At 60.6% G+C, this 22,649-nt stretch carries 22 protein-coding genes; 13 read left to right on the top strand and 9 right to left on the bottom strand.

Going from position 1 to position 22,649, the window contains the following annotated elements; translation table 11 throughout:
- The first annotated feature begins 53 nt into the window (after window positions 1-53).
- On the top strand, window positions 54-1,265 hold the full coding sequence (locus RXV86_RS04450; RefSeq protein ID WP_316297798.1) for a multidrug effflux MFS transporter: 1,212 nt from the start codon (window positions 54-56) through the stop codon (window positions 1,263-1,265).
- On the opposite strand, the gene RXV86_RS04445 is transcribed toward RXV86_RS04450, so the two are convergent.
- Complete coding sequence (locus tag RXV86_RS04445) at window positions 1,262-2,752, bottom strand: FMN-binding glutamate synthase family protein (protein ID WP_316297796.1); 1,491 nt, start codon at window positions 2,750-2,752, stop codon at window positions 1,262-1,264. The genes RXV86_RS04450 and RXV86_RS04445 overlap by 4 nt on opposite strands.
- Before the next feature lie 114 nt (window positions 2,753-2,866).
- Between RXV86_RS04445 and RXV86_RS04440 the strand changes: the two genes are divergently transcribed.
- Window positions 2,867-3,313, top strand: coding sequence for a DUF302 domain-containing protein (locus RXV86_RS04440; protein ID WP_316297794.1), 447 nt, complete (start codon window positions 2,867-2,869; stop codon window positions 3,311-3,313).
- Window positions 3,314-3,383: 70 nt separating this feature from the next.
- Here the strand turns inward: RXV86_RS04440 and clpB are convergent, their stop codons facing one another.
- Window positions 3,384-5,999, bottom strand: coding sequence for an ATP-dependent chaperone ClpB (gene clpB / locus RXV86_RS04435; RefSeq protein WP_316297792.1), 2,616 nt, complete (start codon window positions 5,997-5,999; stop codon window positions 3,384-3,386).
- A 330-nt stretch (window positions 6,000-6,329) separates the two neighbouring features.
- Here clpB and RXV86_RS04430 point away from each other — a divergent pair, with 330 nt between their 5' ends.
- From RXV86_RS04430 to pyrF, 3 genes are all read left to right on the top strand, one after another.
- Window positions 6,330-6,584 (top strand): hypothetical protein, encoded by a 255-nt coding sequence (locus tag RXV86_RS04430; protein ID WP_316297790.1) that lies wholly within the window; start codon window positions 6,330-6,332, stop codon window positions 6,582-6,584.
- Between the two features lie 55 nt (window positions 6,585-6,639).
- Entirely contained in the window at window positions 6,640-7,359 is a 720-nt protein-coding gene (locus tag RXV86_RS04425) for a methyltransferase (RefSeq protein ID WP_316297787.1), read from the top strand.
- A 72-nt stretch (window positions 7,360-7,431) separates the two neighbouring features.
- Window positions 7,432-8,130: an orotidine-5'-phosphate decarboxylase gene (gene pyrF, locus RXV86_RS04420; RefSeq protein ID WP_316297786.1), complete on the top strand. Its 699-nt coding sequence runs from the start codon at window positions 7,432-7,434 to the stop codon at window positions 8,128-8,130.
- A gap of 66 nt (window positions 8,131-8,196) precedes the next feature.
- Here the strand turns inward: pyrF and RXV86_RS04415 are convergent, their stop codons facing one another.
- Window positions 8,197-8,484 (bottom strand): hypothetical protein, encoded by a 288-nt coding sequence (locus RXV86_RS04415; RefSeq protein WP_316297785.1) that lies wholly within the window; start codon window positions 8,482-8,484, stop codon window positions 8,197-8,199.
- Window positions 8,484-9,377 (bottom strand): SPFH domain-containing protein, encoded by an 894-nt coding sequence (locus tag RXV86_RS04410; protein WP_316297784.1) that lies wholly within the window; start codon window positions 9,375-9,377, stop codon window positions 8,484-8,486. Before RXV86_RS04410 ends, RXV86_RS04415 begins: the two co-directional genes overlap by 1 nt.
- A gap of 153 nt (window positions 9,378-9,530) precedes the next feature.
- Between RXV86_RS04410 and RXV86_RS04405 the strand changes: the two genes are divergently transcribed.
- The 3 genes from RXV86_RS04405 to RXV86_RS04395 all read left to right on the top strand — a co-directional run bounded on the left by RXV86_RS04405 (window position 9,531) and on the right by RXV86_RS04395 (window position 13,050).
- Window positions 9,531-10,784: a DNA polymerase IV gene (locus RXV86_RS04405; RefSeq protein ID WP_316297783.1), complete on the top strand. Its 1,254-nt coding sequence runs from the start codon at window positions 9,531-9,533 to the stop codon at window positions 10,782-10,784.
- 63 nt (window positions 10,785-10,847) lie between these two features.
- Window positions 10,848-12,251 (top strand): short-chain fatty acyl-CoA regulator family protein, encoded by a 1,404-nt coding sequence (locus RXV86_RS04400; RefSeq protein WP_316297781.1) that lies wholly within the window; start codon window positions 10,848-10,850, stop codon window positions 12,249-12,251.
- A 4-nt stretch (window positions 12,252-12,255) separates the two neighbouring features.
- Window positions 12,256-13,050: an alpha/beta hydrolase gene (locus tag RXV86_RS04395; protein ID WP_316297780.1), complete on the top strand. Its 795-nt coding sequence runs from the start codon at window positions 12,256-12,258 to the stop codon at window positions 13,048-13,050.
- A 10-nt stretch (window positions 13,051-13,060) separates the two neighbouring features.
- Here RXV86_RS04395 and RXV86_RS04390 read toward each other — a convergent pair whose 3' ends face one another.
- The 5 genes from RXV86_RS04390 to betI all read right to left on the bottom strand — a co-directional run bounded on the left by RXV86_RS04390 (window position 13,061) and on the right by betI (window position 18,379).
- Window positions 13,061-13,309, bottom strand: coding sequence for a YdcH family protein (locus RXV86_RS04390; protein WP_316297778.1), 249 nt, complete (start codon window positions 13,307-13,309; stop codon window positions 13,061-13,063).
- A 96-nt stretch (window positions 13,310-13,405) separates the two neighbouring features.
- Complete coding sequence (locus tag RXV86_RS04385; protein WP_316297777.1) at window positions 13,406-14,413, bottom strand: amidohydrolase family protein; 1,008 nt, start codon at window positions 14,411-14,413, stop codon at window positions 13,406-13,408.
- A 65-nt stretch (window positions 14,414-14,478) separates the two neighbouring features.
- Window positions 14,479-16,137 carry a choline dehydrogenase gene (gene betA, locus RXV86_RS04380; RefSeq protein WP_316297775.1) on the bottom strand — a complete coding sequence of 553 codons (1,659 nt, stop codon included), beginning with the start codon at window positions 16,135-16,137 and terminating at the stop codon, window positions 14,479-14,481.
- A 152-nt stretch (window positions 16,138-16,289) separates the two neighbouring features.
- Window positions 16,290-17,798, bottom strand: coding sequence for a choline-sulfatase (gene betC / locus RXV86_RS04375; RefSeq protein ID WP_316297773.1), 1,509 nt, complete (start codon window positions 17,796-17,798; stop codon window positions 16,290-16,292).
- Window positions 17,795-18,379: a transcriptional regulator BetI gene (betI, locus tag RXV86_RS04370; RefSeq protein ID WP_316297771.1), complete on the bottom strand. Its 585-nt coding sequence runs from the start codon at window positions 18,377-18,379 to the stop codon at window positions 17,795-17,797. Before betI ends, betC begins: the two co-directional genes overlap by 4 nt.
- A 185-nt stretch (window positions 18,380-18,564) precedes the next feature.
- Here betI and choX point away from each other — a divergent pair, with 185 nt between their 5' ends.
- Genes choX through choV form a run of 5 tightly spaced genes read left to right on the top strand, consistent with a single transcriptional unit; the run spans window position 18,565 to window position 22,622 of the window.
- Entirely contained in the window at window positions 18,565-19,494 is a 930-nt protein-coding gene (choX, locus tag RXV86_RS04365; protein WP_316297769.1) for a choline ABC transporter substrate-binding protein, read from the top strand.
- A 51-nt stretch (window positions 19,495-19,545) separates the two neighbouring features.
- Window positions 19,546-20,181 carry a hypothetical protein gene (locus RXV86_RS04360; protein ID WP_316297767.1) on the top strand — a complete coding sequence of 212 codons (636 nt, stop codon included), beginning with the start codon at window positions 19,546-19,548 and terminating at the stop codon, window positions 20,179-20,181.
- A gap of 42 nt (window positions 20,182-20,223) precedes the next feature.
- Window positions 20,224-20,727 carry a hypothetical protein gene (locus RXV86_RS04355; protein WP_316297766.1) on the top strand — a complete coding sequence of 168 codons (504 nt, stop codon included), beginning with the start codon at window positions 20,224-20,226 and terminating at the stop codon, window positions 20,725-20,727.
- A 39-nt stretch (window positions 20,728-20,766) separates the two neighbouring features.
- Window positions 20,767-21,600 (top strand): choline ABC transporter permease subunit, encoded by an 834-nt coding sequence (choW, locus tag RXV86_RS04350; RefSeq protein WP_316297765.1) that lies wholly within the window; start codon window positions 20,767-20,769, stop codon window positions 21,598-21,600.
- The gene (gene choV / locus RXV86_RS04345; protein WP_316297763.1) at window positions 21,597-22,622 is read left to right on the top strand and encodes a choline ABC transporter ATP-binding protein; all 1,026 of its coding nucleotides are present in this window, start codon (window positions 21,597-21,599) and stop codon (window positions 22,620-22,622) included. Before choW ends, choV begins: the two co-directional genes overlap by 4 nt.
- Window positions 22,623-22,649 lie beyond the last annotated feature (27 nt).

The raw sequence follows: 22,649 nt of genomic DNA, 5'->3' as shown, positions 1-22,649 counted from the left end.
CGCCCACGACCTGTTCTAGTCGGGCGTCACCTGTCAGTCCGAGCCGAAGCCCAATGCCACCGCCGCAATTCCTTGATCGCAACAGTCCACCACATATCGGCACGCTGATTGCTCTCTCGGGCATGTCGGCGCTGGCGATGAACCTATTCCTGCCTTCCTTGCCCGGCATGGCGGCGTATTTCAATACTTCTCCCGCAGTGATTGGCCTGTCAGTGGGCGTCTACCTCTTCGTCAACGCCGCGCTGCAGATGGTGATAGGTCCGATATCGGACAAATACGGTCGCCGCCGTGTAATCTTGGCCGGGCTTCTGATCTACCTTGTGGCCACGCTTGGCTGCCTGGCGTCCACCAATGCCACAATGTTTCTGTCGTTCCGCATGCTACAAGCCAGTGTCGCCGTCGCCATGGTGCTTTCCCGCGCCGTGGTCCGTGACACCACCCCGGCAGAAGAATCCGGCTCCAAGATCGCCTACGTCACCATGGGCATGGCGATCGTCCCGATGATCGGCCCGGCGATCGGCGGTTATCTGGAACAGCATTTCGGCTGGCACGCCAATTTCTGGCTGCTCTTTGCTGCCGGCCTGGCAACGTTGGCATTGGCCTGGGCCGATATGGGAGAAACGGCCCGACCTTCCGGGTTTACGCTCGCCCAGCAGTATCGCGAGATGCCCGAGCTTCTTAAAAGCCCACGGTTCTGGGGTTACAGCCTGTCCACCCTGTTCGCCGCCGGATCATTCTTTTCTTTCCTGGGCGGAGCGCCCTTCATTGCCAGTAATGTCTTCCATCTCGAACCACAGGAATTGGGACTCTATTTCGCGTCGCCTTCTCTGGGCTACTTTTTCGGCAATTTCTTTGCCGGGCGCTATTCCTCGCGGATCGGTGTCAACCGCATGATCCTGCTGGGGTTCCTCTTTACGTTACTTGGCGTTGGCACCTCCTTCGCGCTGGAACTCGCCGGCGCCCAACAGCTCTGGACCTTCTTTGCCTTGATGGTACCGGTGGGGGTCGGCAATGGGGTCAGCATCCCCAACGGTATGTCTGGTGCGCTATCTGTGCGCCCGGAGCTGGCCGGCACCGCATCGGGGCTCAGTGGCGCTCTGATGCTGGCCGGAGGGGCCGGACTGTCAGCCCTGTCAGGCCTGCTACTCAAGGACGGCACCAGCGCTTTTCCCCTGGTGCTGCTGATGACACTCTCGACGGTGATCGGGATCGTGATGATTCTACTGGTGATGCGGCGCGAAGCACGGCTGGGTACGGCAGTTTAGCTTGCCCCCAAATCCACGCTTGGAAACAGCTGATTCATCGGTACCGAGCGCCCATCCGCCTGCACGATCCGCACATGCCGCCGCCGCATCTGACGCGGCTCCGTCACGCCGACCGAATGGGCAATGGTCTCGATCTCCTTAATGATCCCCTTGGCATAATGTGCCACACGGTCATCCTTTTCCTCGACAACCAACCCACGCTGCAAACGCGCGTCATGGGTGGTGATCCCTGTCGGACAGGTGTTGCGATTGCATTTCAAAGCCTGAATACAGCCCAACGAGAACATGAACCCGCGTGCCGAGGTAACAAAATCAGCGCCCGCGCAGATCGCCCAGGCCACGTCGCCGGGATTGACAAGCTTGCCGCTGGCAATGATCCGAATGCGGTCATGCAGCCCATGGCGGTCGCGGAGATCAACGATCCGCGGCAGCGCTTCACGAATGGGCATCCCCACCAAATCGATCAAGGGCATCGGTGCCGCCCCGGTGCCGCCCTCTCCCCCATCGATAGTGATGAAATCCGGTGCACTCTCCGCCCCGCGTTCGTCAATCAGGGTAAAAAATTCTTCCCATGGATCAGACGAGCCCAGTACCGTCTTGAACCCCACCGGCTTGCCCGTCACGGTGCGGATATGGGCAATCATGTCCAGCAGATCGCCCCATCCATCGATTTCGGTATGCCGGTTGGGTGAAATCGACGGCTTGCCCGGTTCGATACCCCGTATCTTGCCGATCTCTTCGCTCACCTTCTCACCTGGAAGGATGCCGCCCTTGCCGGGTTTGGCGCCCTGTGCCAGCTTAAGCTCGAACATCTTCACATGCGGGTTCTCGGCCACTTCGCGCAGCCGTTGATCGCTCAGATGTCCCTCGCCGTCACGCACACCGTATTTCGCCGTGCCGATCTGGAACACCACGTCACAGCCCCCTTCCAGGTGAAACGGACTCAAGCCCCCTTCGCCCGTATTCATCCAGACACCGGCCTTGGCCGCACCGCGGCTCAGCGCTCGCACCGCGGGTCGTGACAGCGCGCCATAGCTCATGCCTGAGATGTTGAAAATCGACTTGGCGACAAAAGGCACCGCCGCCCCCGGCCCGATTACCATCGGCCGTGTTTCGGCAAATTGCTCTTCCAGTGGCGGAAAGGCCGCGTTCATAAAGATCGGCGTCCCCGGTACACCCAGACTCCTTGTCGAGCCAAAGGCAACGGTATTGCCGCCCCCGTCAGAAGTCCGCTCCACCCAATCCCGCTGCGCCCGATTGAACGGCATTTCCTCGCGATCCATGGCAAAGAAATACTGCCGGAAGAACTCGCCCAGCGCCGAGAACAGGTGCCGGAACCGCCCGATCACCGGGTAATTCCGCCGGATCGCATCCTTGCGCTGCATCCGGTCGATGACAAACAGCACCAGAATGGTGGCCGAGATCACGCCCACTGCCACGACGAACAGCATCATCAGGACATTCAGGGCATTGAGCGCGAAATTCATTACAAATTCCCCTTTTCATATGTATCAGTTGCCTTATCATCGTCATTCATTACTGTGGGCCGGACAAAGCCACGGAGCAAGCCGTGCGCGCCTTTGAATGTTACGGAGGATTCGATGAAACGCTATTTCTATGCCGCCTTTGCCGCGGCCTTTCTCGCCGTCCCGGTGCACGCTGATGACGGCGCAATCACCTACACCACCGATGAGAGCTTCGACGACGTGGTCTTCGGGCTGGAAAACGCCATTGTCGATGCAGGCCTCGTGGTCGATTCTGTATCCCATACCGGCGACATGCTGGAACGCACCAAGGGTGATGTCGGCTCAGATGTGACGATCTTCAAGAAGGCCGATATTTATTCCTTTTGCTCGGCAGCGATCTCGCGTCGGGTGATGGAGGCCGACCCGATGAACGTGGTCTATTGCCCTTATAACATTTTTGTCCTGCAAATGCCGGACAGCGACGAGGTCACCATCGGCTATCGCACTTATCCTGACGGCCCGATGCAAGAAGTTCAGGCTCTGCTGGACGGGATCTCCAAGGTTGCAATCGGTATCGAGTGATCCAGGCAAACTGAAATAGGAAACGGCCCGCCAGACAAATCTGGCGGGCCGTCTCATTCTTGCGGGCGTATCAGTGCACCACCGCATCCTCGGGCGGGTTGCGGTTCGACGCCCCGACGCGGTCTCCGATGATCAAACCATCGGCCCCCGCGCTCACCTCGACGGTGCTGCCATCCAGGATGTCCCCGGCCAGCAGTGCTTCGGCCAGCGGATCTTGCACTGCACGCTGGATTACCCGCTTGAGCGGCCGCGCGCCGAATACCGGATCATAACCCTCATCCGCCAGCCATGTCTTGGCCGCCTCGTCCAACTCCAGAACGATCTTGCGACCCGCCAGACGTTTGGCCAGACGTTTCAGCTGGATCTCGACGATGCCGTCCATGTCACCACGCGACAGCCGGTCAAAGATGATGGTCTCGTCCAGACGGTTCAGGAACTCGGGCCGGAAATGCGCCCGGACCGCGTCCATCACATCGCGCCGCGCATCCGAGGCATCGGCGCCGTCCGGCAATTGGCTCAGCGCCTGCGCCCCAAGATTAGAGGTCAGGATGATCAGCGTCTGCTTGAAGTCTACGGTGCGCCCCTGGCCATCGGTCAGGACGCCATCGTCGAGCACCTGCAATAACACATTGAACACGTCCGGATGGGCTTTTTCGACTTCATCGAACAGAACCACCTGGTATGGACGCCGACGCACGGCCTCGGTCAGCACACCGCCTTCGTCATAACCGACATAACCCGGAGGGGCACCAATCAGACGCGCGACCGAGTGTTTCTCCATGAACTCGGACATGTCCACGCGCACCATGGCGTTGTCATCATCGAACAGGAACTCGGCCACAGCCTTGGTGAGCTCGGTCTTGCCGACACCAGTCGGCCCGAGGAACAGGAAGCTGCCCAGCGGACGGTTCTCGTCATTGAGCCCCGCACGCGCCCGGCGCACCGCATTGGCCACCGAGGTCACAGCCGCATTCTGGCCGATCACCCGCGCATGCAGGTTTTCTTCCATCGCAAGAAGCTTTTCGCGCTCACCTTCCAGCATCTTACCGGCCGGAATGCCGGTCCAACGCTCGACCACGCTTGCGATCTGTGCCGGTCGCACTGCTTCTTCAACCATCATGTCGCTCTCGGCGGATTCGGCCTCGGCCAGTTCTTTCTCGAGTTTGGGAATGACGCCGTAGGACAGCTCACCAGCCTTTCCGAGGTTGCCCTCACGCTTGGCAATGTCCAATTCGGCGCGGGCGCGGTCCAACTGTTCCTTCAGATCACGAGCCGAAGCCAACTTGTCACGCTCGCCCTGCCATTTCGCGGTCATCTCGGCGGATTTCTCCTGCAGATCCGCCAGCTCTTTTTCAAGCTTCTCCAGCCGGTCCTTGGAGGCCGCATCGTCTTCCATTTTCAGCGCTTCAACCTCGATCTGCATCTGCAGGATATTCCGATCCAGCTGATCCAGCTCCTCCGGTTTGCTGTCCACTTCCATCCGCAGCCGTGATGCCGCTTCGTCGACAAGGTCGATCGCCTTGTCCGGTAGGAACCGGTCGGTGATGTAGCGATGCGACAAGGTCGCCGCCGACACCAGGGCGCTATCCGAAATCCGCACCCCGTGGTGCAGCTCGTATTTTTCCTTGATGCCCCGCAGGATCGATACAGTGTCCTCGACCGTGGGCTCTTCAACCAAAACCGGTTGGAACCGCCGCGCCAGGGCCGCGTCTTTTTCGACGTACTTACGGTATTCATCCAGCGTGGTGGCCCCGATACAGTGCAGCTCGCCACGTGCCAACGCCGGTTTGATCAGGTTGGCCGCATCCATCGCGCCATCACCTTTGCCAGCGCCAACAAGTGTGTGCATCTCGTCGATGAACAGGATGATTTCACCCGCGGCTTCCGTCACCTCGGTCAAAACTGCCTTCAGACGCTCTTCGAATTCACCCCGGTATTTCGCTCCGGCGATCAGCGCGCCCATGTCGAGCGCCAACAGCTTCTTGTTCTTCAGGCTTTCAGGCACGTCGCCATTGATGATGCGCAGCGCCATACCTTCGGCAATCGCGGTCTTGCCCACACCCGGCTCACCAATCAGAACCGGGTTATTCTTGGTCCGGCGGCTCAGAACCTGCATCGAGCGGCGAATTTCCTCGTCACGGCCAATGATCGGATCGATCTTGCCCTCGCCCGCGGCTTCGGTCAGGTCGCGCGCGTATTTCTTCAGCGCGTCATACCCTTCTTCGGCGCTGGCACTGTCGGCCGTTCGCCCCTTGCGAATATCGTTGATCGCGGCGTTCAACGCCTGCGCATTCACAGCTCCGGCTTCGAGCGCCTCTTTCGCTTTGGATTTGACCATGCACAGCGCCATCAGCATCCGCTCGACCGGTACGAAACTGTCGCCAGCTTTCTTGGCCAGTTTCTCAGCCTCGGCAGTCACCTTGGCAAAGGCCGAGTCCATATAGACCTGCCCGGCATCGCCGCTGACCTTGGGAATCTTGCCAATCGCCGTTTCAACGGCTTCAACCACGCGTTCGGGCGCTCCGCCCGCGCGTTTGATCAGGTTGCTTGCCAGCCCCTGTTCATCATCCATCAACGCTTTCAGAAGGTGTTCGGGAAGAAGCCTCTGGTGATCTTCCCGCATGGCGATCGTTTGTGCCGCTTGAATGAAACCACGCGACCGCTCGGTGAACTTCTCCAAGTTCATATACTCTCTCCTTTGTTAAGCTTTCCCAAGCGCCACACCCTCTTCGAGGCATGCAACATGCGGGAACCTTGAGATCAAAATGGGGGTCATCCTGCCTTGTTCAAGGGTTCCTGGATCAATTTGCGATAAACATTTTACGCCATACCGCTTGCAATTTACGCCAAAATCGGCGGAATTCAGCAAACTCACTTTGCACCTGCAGCATTTTCAACACGAAACCCTCACTATTTTGTGGTCAGGGGGTGAAATGTCACAAAACCTGCCCATGTTACCCACAGATTTATCCACAAGCGCCGAATCGAATCGGCGTGCTGCCCAGGAGTGAACGGAATGTATGCTCAGAAGCTCAGATTGTCGGACATCCGCTATAACCCCGAACGCGAAGGGTTCGAGGCCAAGGTTGCCGTCCATGATCGAGGTACCGTCTGGTTCTACCCAGCCTTCGCCGCCGCCCCTCTGAATGCCGAAGCGGCGTTGATCTCGCGCCGCTTGTCCGAGGCCGCCCTACGCGCCCATAAGTCGGCCCGGCCTGGTCTGCGCATGCATTCGCGCCCACTGGCCACTTCGCGTCCACTGGCCGCCTGACACAGGCTGATGCCAAAGGCTGGACCGACACTCTGCCGGTCCGCATACTGACCACATGTCCCGACTCGCTGACATTCGCAGCCAATCCCGCCTCTCCGACATTCTCGAAGGTCAGCCGCAGCACGCCGCGATTGCCACTCTCCTGACCCTCGGCGCATTTTCCCTGCTTGTCCCCGTCCCTAACGCAACGCTTCTCGGGATGTCCGCCACGACATGGGCCAAGACATCGATTCTGCTGGCGATCTTGCATCAAGTCGTGGTTGCCATCGGCTTCCGTCTGCAACTGCATCGCAGCATTCTTAGCCGCCGCTTTGGCGAGCGCGACATGAAGGTCTGGACCATCCTCTTCATGCCCTTGCTGATCAGCCGTCCGATTACCCTGATCCTGACCGGCTGGGCCGACGCTACCCCCATCACCTCTTACCGCACGCTGGAGATCGTTCTTGGGTTGGCGCTCTTGGCCCCTGCCCTCTGGGCGCTGCACTCCACGCTGTTCCATTTCACCATCCGTCGTGCCCTCGGTGGCGATCATTTCCGCGACGAGATCGCTGCAATGCCGCTCGTCAACAAGGGTGTGTTCAGATTCACCGCCAACGCCATGTACGGCGTGGCCTTCCTCGGGCTTTGGGGCATCGCGCTCCTGTTCGGCTCGTGGAATGCGTTGGTCGTGGCCTTGTTTCAACATGCCTATATCTGGGTGCACATGTACTGCACCGAAAAACCGGACATGGAGTGGATTTACGGTGAGCGCATCGCGAACGCGCCCGGCCCGTAGGCAGACCAACCCCCTTGCCAAACCTCGTCACCGCTGCCATTACCCGGACGATTTGCCTGACAGGAGCCCAGCATGTCTCAACCCGCCGATGACCGCCTAATCGTTGCCCTTGACGTCTCCAACGCGCTCGAAGGGTTGCAACTGGCCGAAAGGCTGGGAGACGCGGTGTCGTTTTACAAGATCGGTCTGGGCATGCTCACCGGCGGCGGGCTCGCCCTTGCCAACGAACTCAAATCAGAACACGGCAAGCGCATCTTCCTCGACATGAAGTTCTTCGACATCGGCGCCACGGTGGAAAAGGCCGTGCGCGGAATTGCCCAGTTCGACCTGGATTTCCTGACCGTGCATGGCGACCCGCATGTGGTGCGCGCCGCCAAGGAAGGCGTAGGTGGCAAAGATCTGAAAATCCTCGCCGTGACCATCCTGACCTCGCTTGACCGGGCCGACCTCGACCAGGGGCTGATCAAACCCGGCGACATCAAGGATCTGGTGCTGGAGCGCGCCGACAGGGCGTTCGAGGCCGGGGCCGACGGCGTGATCGCCTCACCGCAAGAGGCCGCCCTGATCCGTGCGCTGCCCTCTTCCAAGGGCCGCCTGATTGTCACCCCTGGCGTGCGCCCGACTGGCGCCGCCCTAGGCGATCAGAAACGCGTCGCCACCCCGGGTCAGGCAATCGCCGACGGCGCCGACCATATCGTCATCGGCCGCCCGATCTGGCAGGCCCCCGACCCGGCTGCTGCTGCTCGCGCAGTTCTGGCCGAACTGCCCTGAACCGAGACGCGCACGTAGGCGAGCGGCGCGGCGATCATCCGTCATCCCAACCGACGGCCTCGCGCTTCAATTCTCGTTGATATCCGTATCCCAGAGCTTCTTCTGGCCCTTGCGCACGCCTTCCATCCGGCGCAGCACCAGCCAGGCCACAAGCGAGCTAAGCGCAAAGACCAAGAGCATCATCGGCACCGACCCGGACATCATCGTGCTCAGAGCGCCCCCAACGGCCAGCAGCACCCCGACCACCACCGCGCCCACGGCAAAGCCCAGAAAAATGAAACCGGGCGCAAAAATCTCAAGAATGGCCAGCGCAATACCGCCAGCCACCCAGACCCACCATTCCTGCCACCACATTATTTGGACCCTTTCAGCATGTTGAACGCATCGCCAAAGGCATCCAGCACGTTGGCCGGCAACAACACGGTCTGTTTACCCGCGCCCTCGCCCACTTTGATCAGTGCCTCGACCTGCTTCAACGCCACCTGATATTGTGCCGCCTCTATCCCGTTCTCGCGGATCGCCTTGGCCACCACCTCGGTGGCATAGGCTTCGGCATCGGCCTGTACACGCCGCGCCTCTGCGGCCCTTTGCGCGGCATAAAGCTCGGCGTCGGCGTTCAGCTCGACCGACTTGCGCTCCCCTTCGGCCTCGGTCACCTGTGCGCGGCGCGCCCGTTCGGCATTCAGCTGCTGCAACATTGCATCGCGCGTGGCCTGGTCCAGGTTCACGTCCAGAATTTCCGCCCGAGTCACCTCGATGCCCCAGTCATCCACCGCGTCGGCCACCTGTTGTTTGATCTGCGAAATCAGCTCCTGACGGTTTGATTGCACCTCATCAAGGTCCATCTCGCCGATCCCGGCCCGCACGATCCCCGCAACGGTGGTGGCAATCGCCGCATCCACGTCACGAATCCGGTATACCGTTTTTTCCGGCTCGAGAATGCGGTAAAAGACCGAGGTCTCGACTTGAACCAACACGTTGTCCTTGGTGATCGCGTCCTGACTGGCATTGGGCAGCTGACGTTCCAGGATCGAAATCTTGTGCCGCACCTTGTCAAGGAAGGGCACGATAAAGTTGATCCCCGGCCCCAGAACCGCGCGCAAACGGCCAAACCGCTCAACCACATGTTTTTCCGATTGCGGCACGATGCGTACCCCAAGGAAAATGCTGATAATGATGAAGGCTGCCAAAAGCAGGATGACAAGCGATCCGTTCGTGGCCTGCCCAACAAGTTCTTCAGGGGTCATGGAGAATACCTTTCCGTAAAAGTCATGGGCCACATATTGGGCGTTCACGCCAGAATTTAAAGGGAAAACCGCCGGGAAACGTCCGATTTCGCTCCCTTTGACGCCACCAGATCGTCAATTGCCGCTTCCCGAATTGAGGGCTAAAATCCGGCCATGCCCACGCTCTGCCGCACCTGTCTTGAATCCTTTGACGATAGTCGTCGCTGCCCAAATTGCGGTAGCCCTCGCCTGACCGCCCATGACGAGCTTTTCGACCTCTCCATCGCCCATATGGATTGCGACGCCTTCTACGCCTCGGTGGAAAAACGTGACAATCCGGAACTGGCTGGCAAACCGGTGATCATCGGCGGCGGCAAACGCGGCGTGGTCTCGACTGCCTGCTATATCGCCCGCATCCGGGGCGTGAAGTCCGCCATGCCGATGTTCCAGGCCCTCAAGAAATGCCCCGATGCCGTGGTGATCCGCCCGCGCATGAAGGTCTATGCCGAGGTTTCGAAACAGATCCGCGCCATGATGGACGAACTCACCCCCATCGTGGAACCACTCTCTCTGGACGAGGCCTTCATGGACCTCACCGGAACCCAACGCCTGCATGGCCACCCCCCCGCCGTCATGCTCGCCCGCCTGGTCAAACGCATGAAGGACGAGCTTGGCTTGACCGGCTCGATCGGCCTTTCCCATAACAAGTTTCTCGCCAAGATTGCCTCGGATCTCGACAAACCCCGCGGCTTCTCGGTGATCGGCAAGGCCGAAACCGCCGATTTCCTGCATGACAAACCGGTGCGGATAATTTGGGGCGTCGGGGCCGTCGGCCAGGCCCAGCTCGACAAGGCCGGCATCCACCGCTTTTCTGACCTTCTCAGATGGGAAAAGGAAGACCTGCACGCCCGCTTCGGCTCCATGGGCGAGCGACTCTATTCACTGGCCCGCGGTCAGGATCATCGCCGCGTGTCTGCCAATGCGCCGATCAAGTCGATCTCGAACGAAACCACATTTTACGAAGACACCTCCGACCCCGACCTTCTGGACGGCCACATCTGGCGGCTGGCCGAGAATGTCTCGGACCGGGCCAAGGCACGCGGGCTTGCGGGCCGCGTGGTGACGCTGAAACTCAAGCGCGCCAACCACGCGCTTCTGACCCGGCGGTTGTCCCTTCGTGACGGGACCCAAATGGCTGACACGATCTATCACACCGCGCGCGGGTTGTTCGATGCGGTTGGAAATGAAGGCCCCTATCGGCTCATCGGCGTCGGTATCTCGCACCTGATCTCCGAGGACCAAGCTGATCTCTCCGCCGACCTGCTGGACCCGCAGGCCGCCAGCCGCACCAGCGCCGAACGCGCCACCGACGCCATCCGAGAAAAATTCGGCTCCGACGCAATCCTAAAGGGGCGGGCATTGCGCTGAGCCTTTGCGAATCCCCGCATTTGCAATATTCAGTTTGCAGATTTGCATATCTGGAGCCCGACCATGGCAAACCCGAAAATCTATGCCGGCGCCAAGCTGCGAGAAACCCGACGCCGCCTTGGCCTGACGCAAAAGGACTTTGCCGCCAAGCTTGGTGTCTCGTTGCCGTATCTGAACCAGATGGAGAACAACAAACGGCCGGTTTCTACAACGGTCGTTTTGGCGCTGGCCCAGGAGTTCGGTTTCGATGTGACGGAACTCAGCTCTGGCGATAGTGAACGGCTTGTCTCAGACATGCGCGAGGCGATGGCCGACCCGGTTTTCGCCGATGACCCGCCCCCGCTGGCCGATCTGCGCCTGACCGCGTCGAACGCGCCAGGCCTCGCGCGGGCCTTCATCGAACTGCATCGCGCCTATCGCCAGACCCACGAACGCCTTGCAAGTCTCGACGAGGCATTGGGCCGCGAAGATGCCCGTGCCCAGGCCAGCCCCTGGGACGAGGTCCGAGATTTTTTCCATTATTGCGATAACTACATCGATGCGGTCGACCGCGCGGCGGAACATTTTGCCAAAGGCGCCGCCCCCGGTGGTGGCGGGATTGCGGCCCATGCAGTGCGCGCGCTCACCAAACTTGGCATCCAAGTGCAGGAAAGCGACGAGGCAGCGCTGCGCCGGTTTGACCCCGACCGCAAAACCCTGACGCTCTCGGCCCGCGCCGCCCCGGAAACCCGTGTGTTCCAGCTGCTGTTGCAATTTGCTCTGCTGGATCAGGACGCGCTTTTGGAGGCCACGCTCGACCTCGCCCGGTTCCAATCCAGCGAGGCCCGCGCCATCGCCAAGATCGGGCTGGCCAACTATTTCGCCGGGGCCGCCCTGATGCCCTATCGCGATTTCCTGGCGGCAGCACAGGACACCCGCCACGACCTTGAAAGGTTGTCGCAACGCTTTGGGGCCTCGATCGAACAAGTCGCCCACCGGCTTTCCACCCTGCAACGACCGGGCGCCAAGGGCATCCCGTTCTTCTTCGTCCGCGTCGACCAAGCGGGTACGATCACAAAGCGCCACTCGGCCACACGGCTGCAATTCGCCCGTTTCGGTGGGGCCTGCCCGCTGTGGAACGTGCACCAGGCATTTGAAACCCCGGGCCGTTTCTTGCGCCAGCTGGCCGAAACACCTGACGGGGTGCGCTATATCTCGATCGCCCGCGACGTGTCGAAACAGGGCGGCTCTTTCGGCGCCCCAGTCCGCCGCTTTGCAATCGCTTTAGGGTGCGAAGTCGCCCACGCGGGGGCGATTGTCTATGCCGACGGACTGGACGTGAGCGAGCGGCAAAGCTTTGAACCGATCGGGATATCCTGTCGGATCTGTGAGCGGATCAGCTGCCATCAACGCTCGGTCCCGCCGCTCGAGCGCCGCCTGTCTATCGACGAAAACGCCCGCGGTGTACTGCCCTACGAGGTGGGATAGGCCTATGCTGAAGACCCTCTCCTTCGCCCTTTTCATCGCCTTGGGCGGCATCTTCGCCTTCGACCGGTTGGAACGCGAAATGGTCTACCCTTTCGACGCCACCCGGGTCGACCCGCGCGACATAGGGCTGAAACTGGACGAGGAAATCTTCGAAAGCGGCGGCAAACGCCTGGTCTTGTGGCGCAGGTCCGCGCAGCCCGGCAAGCCCACGATCCTTTATTTCCACGGCAACGCGGGCAACCTCGCTGCCCGCGCCGGGCGCTTCCAGCGGTTTCTCGAACGTGGCTATGGCCTTGTAGCCCTGGCCTATCGCGGCTCATCCGGATCAGAAGGTTCCCCTTCCGAAAAATACCTTGCTTTTGACGCAGCGCGGCTACTGAAAAGGATGGGCAACTATGCGAGCGGCCAGGTTATCATCTACGGTGAAAGCCTCGGCAGCGCCGTGGCGCTGGCCGCCATAGACCGCGCCGGCACCCAGCCCGACGCCCTGGTTTTGGAAGCGCCCTTCACCACGGTTCGGGAAGTGGCGCTGACCGCCTATCCTCAACTTGAACCCCTGATCGACCGAATGAAATCGAAATGGAACTCACTGGCACGCATCTCGGAAACAACCGCGCCGCTTTTGATTCTTCACGGCGCCCGCGACGAGCTGATCCCGATAGACATGGGGCGACAGCTCTTCGCTGCCGCCCCATCGACTGAAAAACGTCTACTCGAAGTCGAGGGCGGGCATCACACCGACTTATGGCGATCGGACGTCCTGCCCGTCCTGTGGCGCTTTATCGACAAGCGCCGCTGAAGCCCGTCAATCAGGCTGGCGCGTCATGCGTCAGCATGTGATAGATCTGATCCTTCAGAAAGGCGCGTTCCTTACGCATCTCGGTCAGGTGTACGTCGTCGGTCGGCTCGACGTCGGTCTCGGCACGATGCACGGCGCGGTTGATCTCGTGATACTCATCCGACAGCTTGGCAAAATGCGCGTCTGACGCTTTCAACGCGGCGATCTTTTCGGCATGTTCAGGAAAATCGTCGTTCAGCTCGTGGGGGGTGTGGGACATGCGCGTAACTCCTCATTCCGTTGGTTGCATCACAAGTTATCGCGCTGTCGCATGTAGGCACTTTGATATTGATCAAAAGATGCGCCACGAACCCATTCAAATCCGGTAAATCCGCCCCGCCGTGCCACGAAACAGCGCTTCGCGCGCCGCCCTGTCATAGCGCGCGGCAATTTTCTTCATTGCGTTCCAATAGACCGCATATCCCACCGACAGTTTGTCGACCGGAAAATTGCTCTCGAACATGCAGCGCTCGGGCCCGAACACGTCGATCATGTGGTGGTAGTAATGCCCCTGCGCCGCGACAAACTCGTCCGAGCTTGGCGGAACATTGCGCCCGTCCCAGCCGAACCCATTCACCGGCATTGCCAGCCCGCCCAATTTGGCAACCACGTTGGGGCATTCGGCAATCGCCGCCATCTCGTCCTGCCACTGCGCGAAGCGATCTTCTCGCTGCCCAGCGAACCGATGGGTCCCGATCGGTGTGCCGAAATGATCCAGCACGATCGTAGTCTCGGGACAGGATTTCGCCAGCGTTAGGAACTCACCATTCTGCGGATGGAAATGCCAGGTGTCATATGTCAGCCGCCGCTCCGCCAGCGCCCGCACCCCACGCTGGAAATCCTGGTCGAGATAAAGATGCGGCACCGTTTGTCCGGCAAACATGAATTTGTCACGCTCCTTGTCCCATGCTCCGGCGTGGCGGATACCCCGAAACAGTGGCGAGGCTGCCTCATGCGCATCCAAAACGGTATTCAACACATCCAGCGGCAATCGCAACTCTGCATGCGCGATGATCCCGGCAATTTGCGCCCGCTCCGGATGCTTTGCCGCCTCCGCCGCCAGCCCCGCCACGTACCGCGTTTCGGCCACGGGCGCCATCGGCTCGGGTGATCCCCGCTGGTACCCGGCACCACATTCAATGAACACGGTCTTGGTCACTCGGTGCCCGGCCCCGGTATCGGCCCACAGTTCTTCCATCTCGTAATGACTACCCAACCGCTCGGGCCACAGGTGATGATGCGGATCGGTGATCTCCTGACCGGGATCAATCACCTCTTCCACCACCTGCCCGTGCCAGGCATTCAGGTTTTCCGGATAGCGCATAACATGTTCCCCCTCGGAACAAGGCTACGCGCCAACCCCATGCATTGGCAAACCGTTCGACGGCCTCAACGCTGCTGCGTCTGCCACTCCGGATGAATCCACGGCTCGTCATTGGCCGCAGGCAGCATGCTTTTCCCAAGGATATGATCTGCCGCCTTTTCTCCCACCATGATTGACGGACCATTGAGGTTGCCATTGGTGATCCGCGGGAAAATGGAACTGTCGGCCAGCCGCAGCCCCTCCACTCCGATCACCCTTGCCTCCGGGTCAACCACGGCCATGGGATCATCCGCCGCCCCCATCCGGCAGGTGCCGCAGGGGTGATAGGCGCTCTCGGCGTGTTCGCGAATGAAATCATTCAACGCCTCGTCGCTCTCGACCCCGTCGCCGGGCTGGATTTCGTGTCGCACGAACGGTTCGAACGCCTCCTGCTGGAAAATCTCACGCGTCAGGCGCAGACATTGCCGGAAGTCAGACCAATCCTGATCCGTGCTCATGTAGTTGAAAAAGATCTTCGGGGCCTCGTGCGGATCACTCGACCGCAGCGTCACCGCCCCGCGCGAGGGCGAGCGCATCGGCCCGACATGCGCCTGAAACCCGTGCCCCTCGGCTGCCGCCTTGCCGTCATAGCGCACGGCAAAGGGCAGGAAATGGAACTGGATATCGGGGTATTCCACCCCGGCCCGCGAGCGGATGAAACCGCAGCTTTCGAAATTGTTCGTCGCTCCCAGCCCCTTACCGGTAAACACCCACTGCGCCCCGATCAGCGCCTTGGACAAGATGTTCCAATGCTTGTAAAGCGTGATCGGCTGGCTTGCTGCCATCTGAAAATAAACCTCCAGGTGATCCTGCAGATTGGCCCCCACCCCGGGACGGTCGGCGACCACGTCAATGCCATGCTCGGCCAGGTGCGCCCCGGCACCGATGCCCGATAGCATCAACAGCTTGGGAGAATTGAACGCACTTGCGGCCAAAATCACCTCGGCCTGCGCGCGGATCACCTCGCGCTTGCCGCCGCGTTCGATCTCCACGCCCTTCGCCCGCCCGTCCTCGATCACCACGCGGGTCGCCAATCCCCGCACCAGATCGCAATTCTCACGTTTCAACGCAGGCTTCAGATACGCATTCGCCGCGGACCAGCGCCGGCCTTTCCATACCGTTTGCTCAAAGGGCCCAAACCCTTCCTGCTGCTGACCGTTATAGTCACCGGTTACCGGATACCCGGCCTGTGCCCCGGCCTCGACAAAGGCGTGATACAGTGGATTGCGCCGCGGCCCGCGGGTTACATATAGCGGCCCGTCACTGCCACGCCACGCCGGGTCTCCCCCATGTCCGCCGTCGTGCCAGTTTTCCATCCGTTTGAAATAGGGCAGCACATCGGCAAAGCCCCATCCCGCCGCGCCGTTTTCAGACCAATGATCATAATCACGCGCATGACCGCGCACGTAAACCATCCCGTTAACCGAGCTTGATCCACCGATCACCTTGCCCCTCGGCGCCACCAAACGGCGCCCGCCAAGATGCGGTTCCGGTTCGGTCATATAGCCCCAGTCATAGCGCGCCATGTTCATCGGGTAGCTCAACGCCGCCGGCATCTGGATGAACGGCCCCGCATCACTGCCCCCGTGCTCGATCACCAGCACGGACCGTCCCGCCTCAGACAACCGATAGGCCATGGCGCACCCCGCACTGCCAGCCCCAACGATCACATAATCTGCTTCCATGTTCACTCCCCAGGCCCACACTTCATTTTGCCCAAAATACTCCCCGCAGAGCGTCCCGCGGCCCCATCAAACGCCACGCTTGCAACCCCATCCCCAGCCGGTTTTTCGGTGCGGAATGGACGGGCGGGCGCGCCCAAAAAACCGGCGCCCCATCATTCGCCCCTCGGGAAACGCTGGTTTTCTTCCAGCACATTCAGATCCATATGATTGCGCATGTAGCGCTCGCTGGCTTTTTGCAGCGGTTGGTAATCCCAGGGGAAATACCCGCCCTGCCGCAAGGCCTCGTAAACCACCCAGCGCTTCGCCTGGCTTTCCCGCACGGCGGCGTCGAATGCCTCCAGGTCCCAGCGCGCCTCGGCCTTGGCCTGCAACTGCGTCAGTGTCCCTGCATGCTCCGGCACTCCCGCCAGATTGCGCAGCTCATGCGGATCGGACTCCAGATCGAAAAGCTGATCGGGATCCAGCGCGCACCGGTTGAATTTCCACTTGCCATAGCGCAGCGACACCATTGGCGCGTAAGACGCCTCGGCGGCATATTCCATCGAAACTGGGCTTGTCCGCTCACCACCCTGCCCCAGATGCACCAGGCTTTCTCCGGTGGTCCAGGGCATCACATCATCCATGCTTATCCCGGCCAGATCACACAGCGTCGGGCAGATATCGATATTGCTGACCGGTGTATCGACGCGCTCGGGTGCCATCTGCGGTGCCGCGATCATCAGCGGCACACGGCTTGAACCCTCGTAAAACGACATCTTGAACCACAAGCCCCGCTCGCCCAGCATATCGCCATGGTCGCTGACAAACAGGATGATTGCCTCCTGCCGCGTCGCCTCCAACGCCGCCATCACTTCCCCAATCTTGTCATCGAGATAGGAGATATTGGCGAAATAGGCCCGGCGTGAACGGCGCACCATTTCGTCAGTCAGGTCATAGGAGCGCCAGTCGTTGGCATCGAAAATACGTTGCGAATGGGGATCGTGATCGTCGTAATCCATCGCCGGGACTGCCGGGTCGAGGTGTTCGCAATCTTCATAGAGATCCCAATACTTCTTCCGCGCCACATACGGATCATGCGGATGGGTGAAACTCACCGTCAGACACCAGGGCCGCTCATCCTTGCCGCGCGCCAGGTCATAGACCTTCTGCACTGCATGAAACGCGACCTCGTCATCGAATTCCAACTGGTTGGAAATCTCGGCCACACCCGCACCCGTGACCGAGCCCATGTTGTGATACCACCACTCGATCCGCTCACCCGGCTTGCGATAATCCGGGGTCCAACCGAAATCCGGCGGATAGATGTCGGTGGTCAGACGCTCCTCGAATCCGTGCAGCTGATCCGGCCCGACAAAATGCATCTTGCCCGAAAGACAGGTCTGATACCCCGCCCGGCGCAGATGGTGGGCGTAGGTCGGGATGCTTGACGCAAACTCGGCTGCATTGTCATAGACCCCGTTCTGGCTTGGCAACTGTCCCGACATGAACGCCGCACGACCCGGCGCACATAGCGGGCTGGCGGTATAGGCGTTGACAAACCGCGTCGAACGCTCAGACAGGGCACGCAGGTTCGGCACGTGCAACCAGTCCGCCGGACCATCGGGAAAGAAAGTCCCGTTCAGCTGATCCACCATGAAAATCAGGATATTGGGCTTGCTCACGCTGATTTCCTTTCCTGCTCCAGATCCAGACAATCCAGCACCACGCTAACGGCACCTTCGGCGTCCGGGGCATCATGTGCCAACCCCTGGCGCAGGTAGACTCCGTCAATCAGTGCCGCCATCCGTTCGGCGACATGGCCCGCCCGCGCCCCGATCAGGGGCCGCAGCCCATACGCCAGATTGGATTTCAACCGACGCTGATAGACATTCAGCAACCGTTTCGCCGCGTCCGAGCTTTGCGCCAACACGTAGAAATTCAGCCAGGCCGCAATCACCTCGGGCTTGAAGTGGCTGGCCGAGAAACTTGCCCGGACAATCGCCTTCACCCGATCCCCGGGGCTGTCGGCCATGATCAGCGCCCCCCGCACTTCGGCCCCGTACAACGACAACGTATGCCGCATGGCCGCCAGGAAAATCTGGTCCTTGCCACCGAAATAGTGGTGCGCCAACGCGCTCGACATGCCGGCCCGTTTGGCGATCTGGCTCACCGTCACATCCAGCGATCCGGCCCGCCCGATCTCGGCAATGGTTGCCTTGACCAGCGCCTCGCGGCGGATCGGCTCCATTCCCAGCTTCGGCATGTTTGCCCCCTGTATTTCAACAATTCATCGCGACATTGATGTTTTTTAATTGACTCGTCAATCAATAAAAGACACGATCCCCGGCAATAACGCGCCAAGCCTCCAACCGCACCAATCCGGTCTTGCGGTTCAAGGGGTCCCATGGCTTAACAAAAACACAACGCACAACTTTCAGGGAGCGACACATGACTTTGAAGACAACTCTATCCGCCCTTGCCCTTTCGGCTGCGCTGGCCACCCCGGCTCTTGCTGACTGCGGCAACGTCACATTCTCGGATGTCGGCTGGACCGATATCACCGCAACCACGGCGGCCACCACCTACGTGCTTGAGGCACTTGGCTATGACACCGACATCAAGGTGCTTTCGGTGCCCGTGACCTACACCGCCATGGCTGAAGGTGACGTCGACATTTTCCTCGGCAACTGGATGCCGACGATGGAAGGCGACATCGCCGCTTATCGCGAAGCCGGCACCGTCGACACCGTGCGTAAAAACCTCGAAGGCGCTAAATACACGCTGGCCGTCAACAAGGCCGCGATGGACATGGGCATCAAGGATTTTGCTGACATCGCCAAACACGCCGATGCCCTTGGTGGCAAGATCTACGGCATCGAGCCCGGCAACGACGGTAACCGGCTGATCCAATCGATGATCGACGCCGACGCCTTCGGCATGAAGGACTTGGAAGTGGCCGAGTCGAGCGAACAGGGCATGCTGGCCCAGGTCGCCCGCGCCACCAAGAAGGGCGATCCGATCGTCTTCCTCGGCTGGGAACCCCACCCGATGAACGCCAATTTCGACATGGGCTACCTCACCGGTGGCGATGACTATTTTGGCCCCAACCTTGGCGGGGCCACTGTCTATACCAACACCCGCGCGGGTTATTCCGCCGAGTGCACAAACGTTGGTGCATTGCTGGGCAATCTCAAGTTCTCGCTCGCCATGGAAAACGAGATCATGGGCGCAATTCTGAACGACGGCGAAGACCCTCAGAAGGCCGCCGCCGCCTGGCTAAAAGCCAACCCGGACGCCTTTATGGCGTGGCTCGATGGTGTGACCACAATGGACGGCGGCGATGCCGTTGCCGCTGTCAAAGCAAAACTGGGCATGTAAGCAAAACGGTTGCGGCGGGATTTGTTAACCGTGTCTTGCGACACTGAACGCATGACCCATCCCGCCGCAACCGGAGCCTTCGCGATGTTTCGTTTCCTCACTGCGTGTTTCTGTCTGCTCCCATGGGCAGCGCACGCCGCCTGCCCCACCCGTGCTGATCTGACCGAGGGCATCACCCTGGTCCAGAACGCCCCGCATTTCCGCCGTGCCGATTTCCAGAACACCCCGTTGGGCCTGACCGAAACTCGCCAGAATCGCGTCGGAGGCGGTTTGGGCCGCAGCGCGTCGCTCTACCTGCATGGGCTAACACCGATCGAGGAAATCCGCCCGGACGGCACGTGGCGCCACAGTTACCACGGCGACCTATCGCAACTTGATCGGCTCGACGTGCTGACCCAGGTCTCGCTCGCCGGCACCGCCACCGACAACACCGGCCAACATCGCGAATTTACCCTGCATGTCCGCTTCATCGAACAGCATCGCTACCATCTCAAGGAATGCCCCTATGTCGTCTGGAGTCTCAGCCATGAAATCACCAGCGCCGGGCACGGACCGGAACATTTGCATCTGGACTATTCCCCGGAACTGGGCATCGTGTTGAGTGCGCGGCACCTAACGGATGACGGCAAGGTCATCCCGGTTTTCAGCTACACCTGGATCGGTACCAAGGCCGATATCAAGCGTTAGCCTCAACACGTGACAGACGTCCAAGACAAGGCCCACACCCAGATGCACAGGATCACAACGCTTTCGACCGCCACGGCCCTTTTTGCGCTCACCGGCACCAACGCGCTGGCGGAATGCCCCACCGGCAGTGACAAGAAAGACGGCATCACCCTTGCGCAGAACACGCCTTTTTTCATGCGCTCGGATTTCAAATCCACCCCCGATGGCTTTGTCGAACAGCGGGTGATGGAGGTCGGCAGCGCGACCCGGTCCACCATGGCGCTGTGCCGCCACGGGCTGGTGATGTCCGGCGAACATTCCCCATCCGGCCATGTCGAGATCACGTTTATCGAGGCCGAAACCCGTCAAGTCGGCGAGTGCAGCTTCGAGGTCTGGAACGTGACCTCATCACTCAAAGATCGTGGCGGCACCGGTGCGGTCTTCCTGATGGCCTATGCACCCGAACTCGACCTGGTGCTGGCCGCCAGCGCGACTGACGCAGATGGAAACCAAACCCCGGTCTACGCCTATCAGTGGGCCGGAAAAACCGCCGAGATCGGGGAATAACCCGGCACGGCACTGAACTTATGGGAGGGAGGCGAGCAAATGGAATGGCTCACCGAGGACAAGATACCGATCGGAAAGACTGCCAAGACGTTTTTCGACTGGCTGCAGGAAACAGGCGAGCCGTTCTTCGACTGGCTGGCCTGGGTCATGGAACTGCTGATCGAGGCGATCCTGTGGGTACTGCAAACCCCGCACCCACTCATCGTGGTCGCGGCCTTCGCCGCACTCACATGGTTCCTGCAACGCGGCTGGAAGACCCCGCTGCTGGTGGTGCTCGGCTTCCTCTTCATCCTCAACCAGGGCTATTGGGAGGAAACCACCGAAAGCCTGACGCTGGTTCTCAGCTCCTGCGTCGTCTGCATGGCCGTCGGCGTGCCCATCGGCATCGCCGCCGCCCACCGCCCCCGGCTCTACGCCTGGATGCGGCCCGTACTGGACCTGATGCAGACCTTGCCCACCTTCGTCTACCTGATCCCGGCCATTGTGTTCTTCGGCATCGGCATGGTCCCGGGTCTCATTGCCACGGTAATCTTCGTCCTGCCCGCGCCGATCCGGCTGACCCATCTGGGCATCACCTCGACACCGCAACCTCTCTTGGAGGCGGCACAGGCCTTCGGCGCCACCAAACGCCAGGTCTTGTGGAAGGTCGAACTGCCCTTCGCCCTGCCGCAAATCATGACCGGCCTCAATCAGACCATCATGCTCTCGCTTTCAATGGTGGTGATCGCCGCCCTTGTCGGCGCCGACGGGCTTGGCGTACCGGTGGTGCGCGCCCTCAATCAGGTCAACACTGCCCTGGGCTTTGAATCCGGTTTCATCATCGTCGTGGTGGCCATCATGCTGGACCGTATGCTGAGGATTGAAAACAAATGAGCGCTGTAGTTTTCGACAATGTCTCCATCGTCTTTGGCGATGCCCCCGAAACCGCTCTGCCCCTGATGGACAAGGGAATGGAGCGCCCGGAAATCCAGACTGAGACCGCCCAGGTCCTCGGCGTGCACGATTGCGCGCTCGAGGTCGAGGCCGGCGAGATCCTCGTCCTGATGGGACTGTCGGGCTCGGGCAAATCCACCCTTCTGCGCGCGGTCAACGGATTGAACCCGGTGGTGCGTGGCGCGGTCCATGTCCGGCGCGGTGATGAGATGATCAATGTCACCGATGCAAACGCCAAGACCTTGCGCGAGATGCGGCTTTCCCAAATCGCAATGGTGTTCCAGCAATTCGGCCTCTTGCCGTGGCGCACTGTGCGCGAAAATGTCGGCCTCGGCCTGGAGCTGGGTGGCATGCCTGCCTCTGAACGCCGCACCAAGGTCGATGAACAGCTTGCCACCGTGGGCCTCAGCGACTGGGCTGATCGCAAGGTGGGCGATCTTTCGGGCGGCATGCAGCAGCGCGTCGGACTGGCGCGCGCCTTTGCCACGGATGCGCCCATCCTGTTGATGGACGAACCCTTCTCGGCGCTCGATCCGCTGATCCGCACCCGGCTTCAGGACGAGCTTCTGGAGCTGCAAGAACGCCTGCACCGCACCATCATCTTCGTCTCCCATGACCTCGACGAGGCGTTCAAGATCGGCAACCGCATTGCGATTATGGAGGGTGGACGGATCGTGCAATGTGGCACCCCGCAGGAAATCTTCTCGAACCCCGCCAACGAATATGTCGCCGATTTCGTCGCCCACATGAACCCGCTCGGGGTGCTTTGCGCCCGCGACGTGATGGAGCCGGTCGAAGGCACACCCGACATCTCCGTCGGCCCTGACACCGATATTCGCGAGGTGATGGAAAAGGTCGGACACAGCGGCGCCCCCGTGGGCATCGTGGACGAGGGTGGCACGCTGGTTGGTCAAGTTTCCAAGGACCGGGTGCTGGCCAAGCTGCTCGATCCGCGCAGCTAAAGCATTTCGGAATAAACTTGAGAAACA

Origin of the sequence: Aliisedimentitalea sp. MJ-SS2 (assembly GCF_032586155.1) — a bacterium.
Lineage (GTDB): Bacteria > Pseudomonadota > Alphaproteobacteria > Rhodobacterales > Rhodobacteraceae > JAWHTC01.
Note: the sequence above shows the minus strand (reverse complement) of the source record. Positions and strands in the feature narration are given on the sequence as shown.

What these genes read in the sequence shown, in the direction of transcription:
- pyrF (WP_316297786.1), top strand. Translation starts at nt 7,432, where the DNA reads ATGTCTCAACCCGCCGATGACCGCCTAATCGTTGCCCTTGACGTCTCC.
- RXV86_RS04355 (WP_316297766.1), top strand. Translation starts at nt 20,224, where the DNA reads ATGCACAGGATCACAACGCTTTCGACCGCCACGGCCCTTTTTGCGCTC.
- RXV86_RS04390 (WP_316297778.1), bottom strand. Translation starts at nt 13,309, where the DNA reads ATGTCCCACACCCCCCACGAGCTGAACGACGATTTTCCTGAACATGCC.
- betA (WP_316297775.1), bottom strand. Translation starts at nt 16,137, where the DNA reads ATGGAAGCAGATTATGTGATCGTTGGGGCTGGCAGTGCGGGGTGCGCC.
- RXV86_RS04415 (WP_316297785.1), bottom strand. Translation starts at nt 8,484, where the DNA reads ATGTGGTGGCAGGAATGGTGGGTCTGGGTGGCTGGCGGTATTGCGCTG.
- RXV86_RS04450 (WP_316297798.1), top strand. Translation starts at nt 54, where the DNA reads ATGCCACCGCCGCAATTCCTTGATCGCAACAGTCCACCACATATCGGC.
- clpB (WP_316297792.1), bottom strand. Translation starts at nt 5,999, where the DNA reads ATGAACTTGGAGAAGTTCACCGAGCGGTCGCGTGGTTTCATTCAAGCG.
- RXV86_RS04410 (WP_316297784.1), bottom strand. Translation starts at nt 9,377, where the DNA reads ATGACCCCTGAAGAACTTGTTGGGCAGGCCACGAACGGATCGCTTGTC.
- RXV86_RS04395 (WP_316297780.1), top strand. Translation starts at nt 12,256, where the DNA reads ATGCTGAAGACCCTCTCCTTCGCCCTTTTCATCGCCTTGGGCGGCATC.
- RXV86_RS04440 (WP_316297794.1), top strand. Translation starts at nt 2,867, where the DNA reads ATGAAACGCTATTTCTATGCCGCCTTTGCCGCGGCCTTTCTCGCCGTC.
- betI (WP_316297771.1), bottom strand. Translation starts at nt 18,379, where the DNA reads ATGCCGAAGCTGGGAATGGAGCCGATCCGCCGCGAGGCGCTGGTCAAG.
- RXV86_RS04405 (WP_316297783.1), top strand. Translation starts at nt 9,531, where the DNA reads ATGCCCACGCTCTGCCGCACCTGTCTTGAATCCTTTGACGATAGTCGT.
- choW (WP_316297765.1), top strand. Translation starts at nt 20,767, where the DNA reads ATGGAATGGCTCACCGAGGACAAGATACCGATCGGAAAGACTGCCAAG.
- choX (WP_316297769.1), top strand. Translation starts at nt 18,565, where the DNA reads ATGACTTTGAAGACAACTCTATCCGCCCTTGCCCTTTCGGCTGCGCTG.
- RXV86_RS04430 (WP_316297790.1), top strand. Translation starts at nt 6,330, where the DNA reads ATGTATGCTCAGAAGCTCAGATTGTCGGACATCCGCTATAACCCCGAA.
- RXV86_RS04385 (WP_316297777.1), bottom strand. Translation starts at nt 14,413, where the DNA reads ATGCGCTATCCGGAAAACCTGAATGCCTGGCACGGGCAGGTGGTGGAA.
- RXV86_RS04400 (WP_316297781.1), top strand. Translation starts at nt 10,848, where the DNA reads ATGGCAAACCCGAAAATCTATGCCGGCGCCAAGCTGCGAGAAACCCGA.
- RXV86_RS04445 (WP_316297796.1), bottom strand. Translation starts at nt 2,752, where the DNA reads ATGAATTTCGCGCTCAATGCCCTGAATGTCCTGATGATGCTGTTCGTC.
- RXV86_RS04360 (WP_316297767.1), top strand. Translation starts at nt 19,546, where the DNA reads ATGACCCATCCCGCCGCAACCGGAGCCTTCGCGATGTTTCGTTTCCTC.
- choV (WP_316297763.1), top strand. Translation starts at nt 21,597, where the DNA reads ATGAGCGCTGTAGTTTTCGACAATGTCTCCATCGTCTTTGGCGATGCC.
- RXV86_RS04425 (WP_316297787.1), top strand. Translation starts at nt 6,640, where the DNA reads ATGTCCCGACTCGCTGACATTCGCAGCCAATCCCGCCTCTCCGACATT.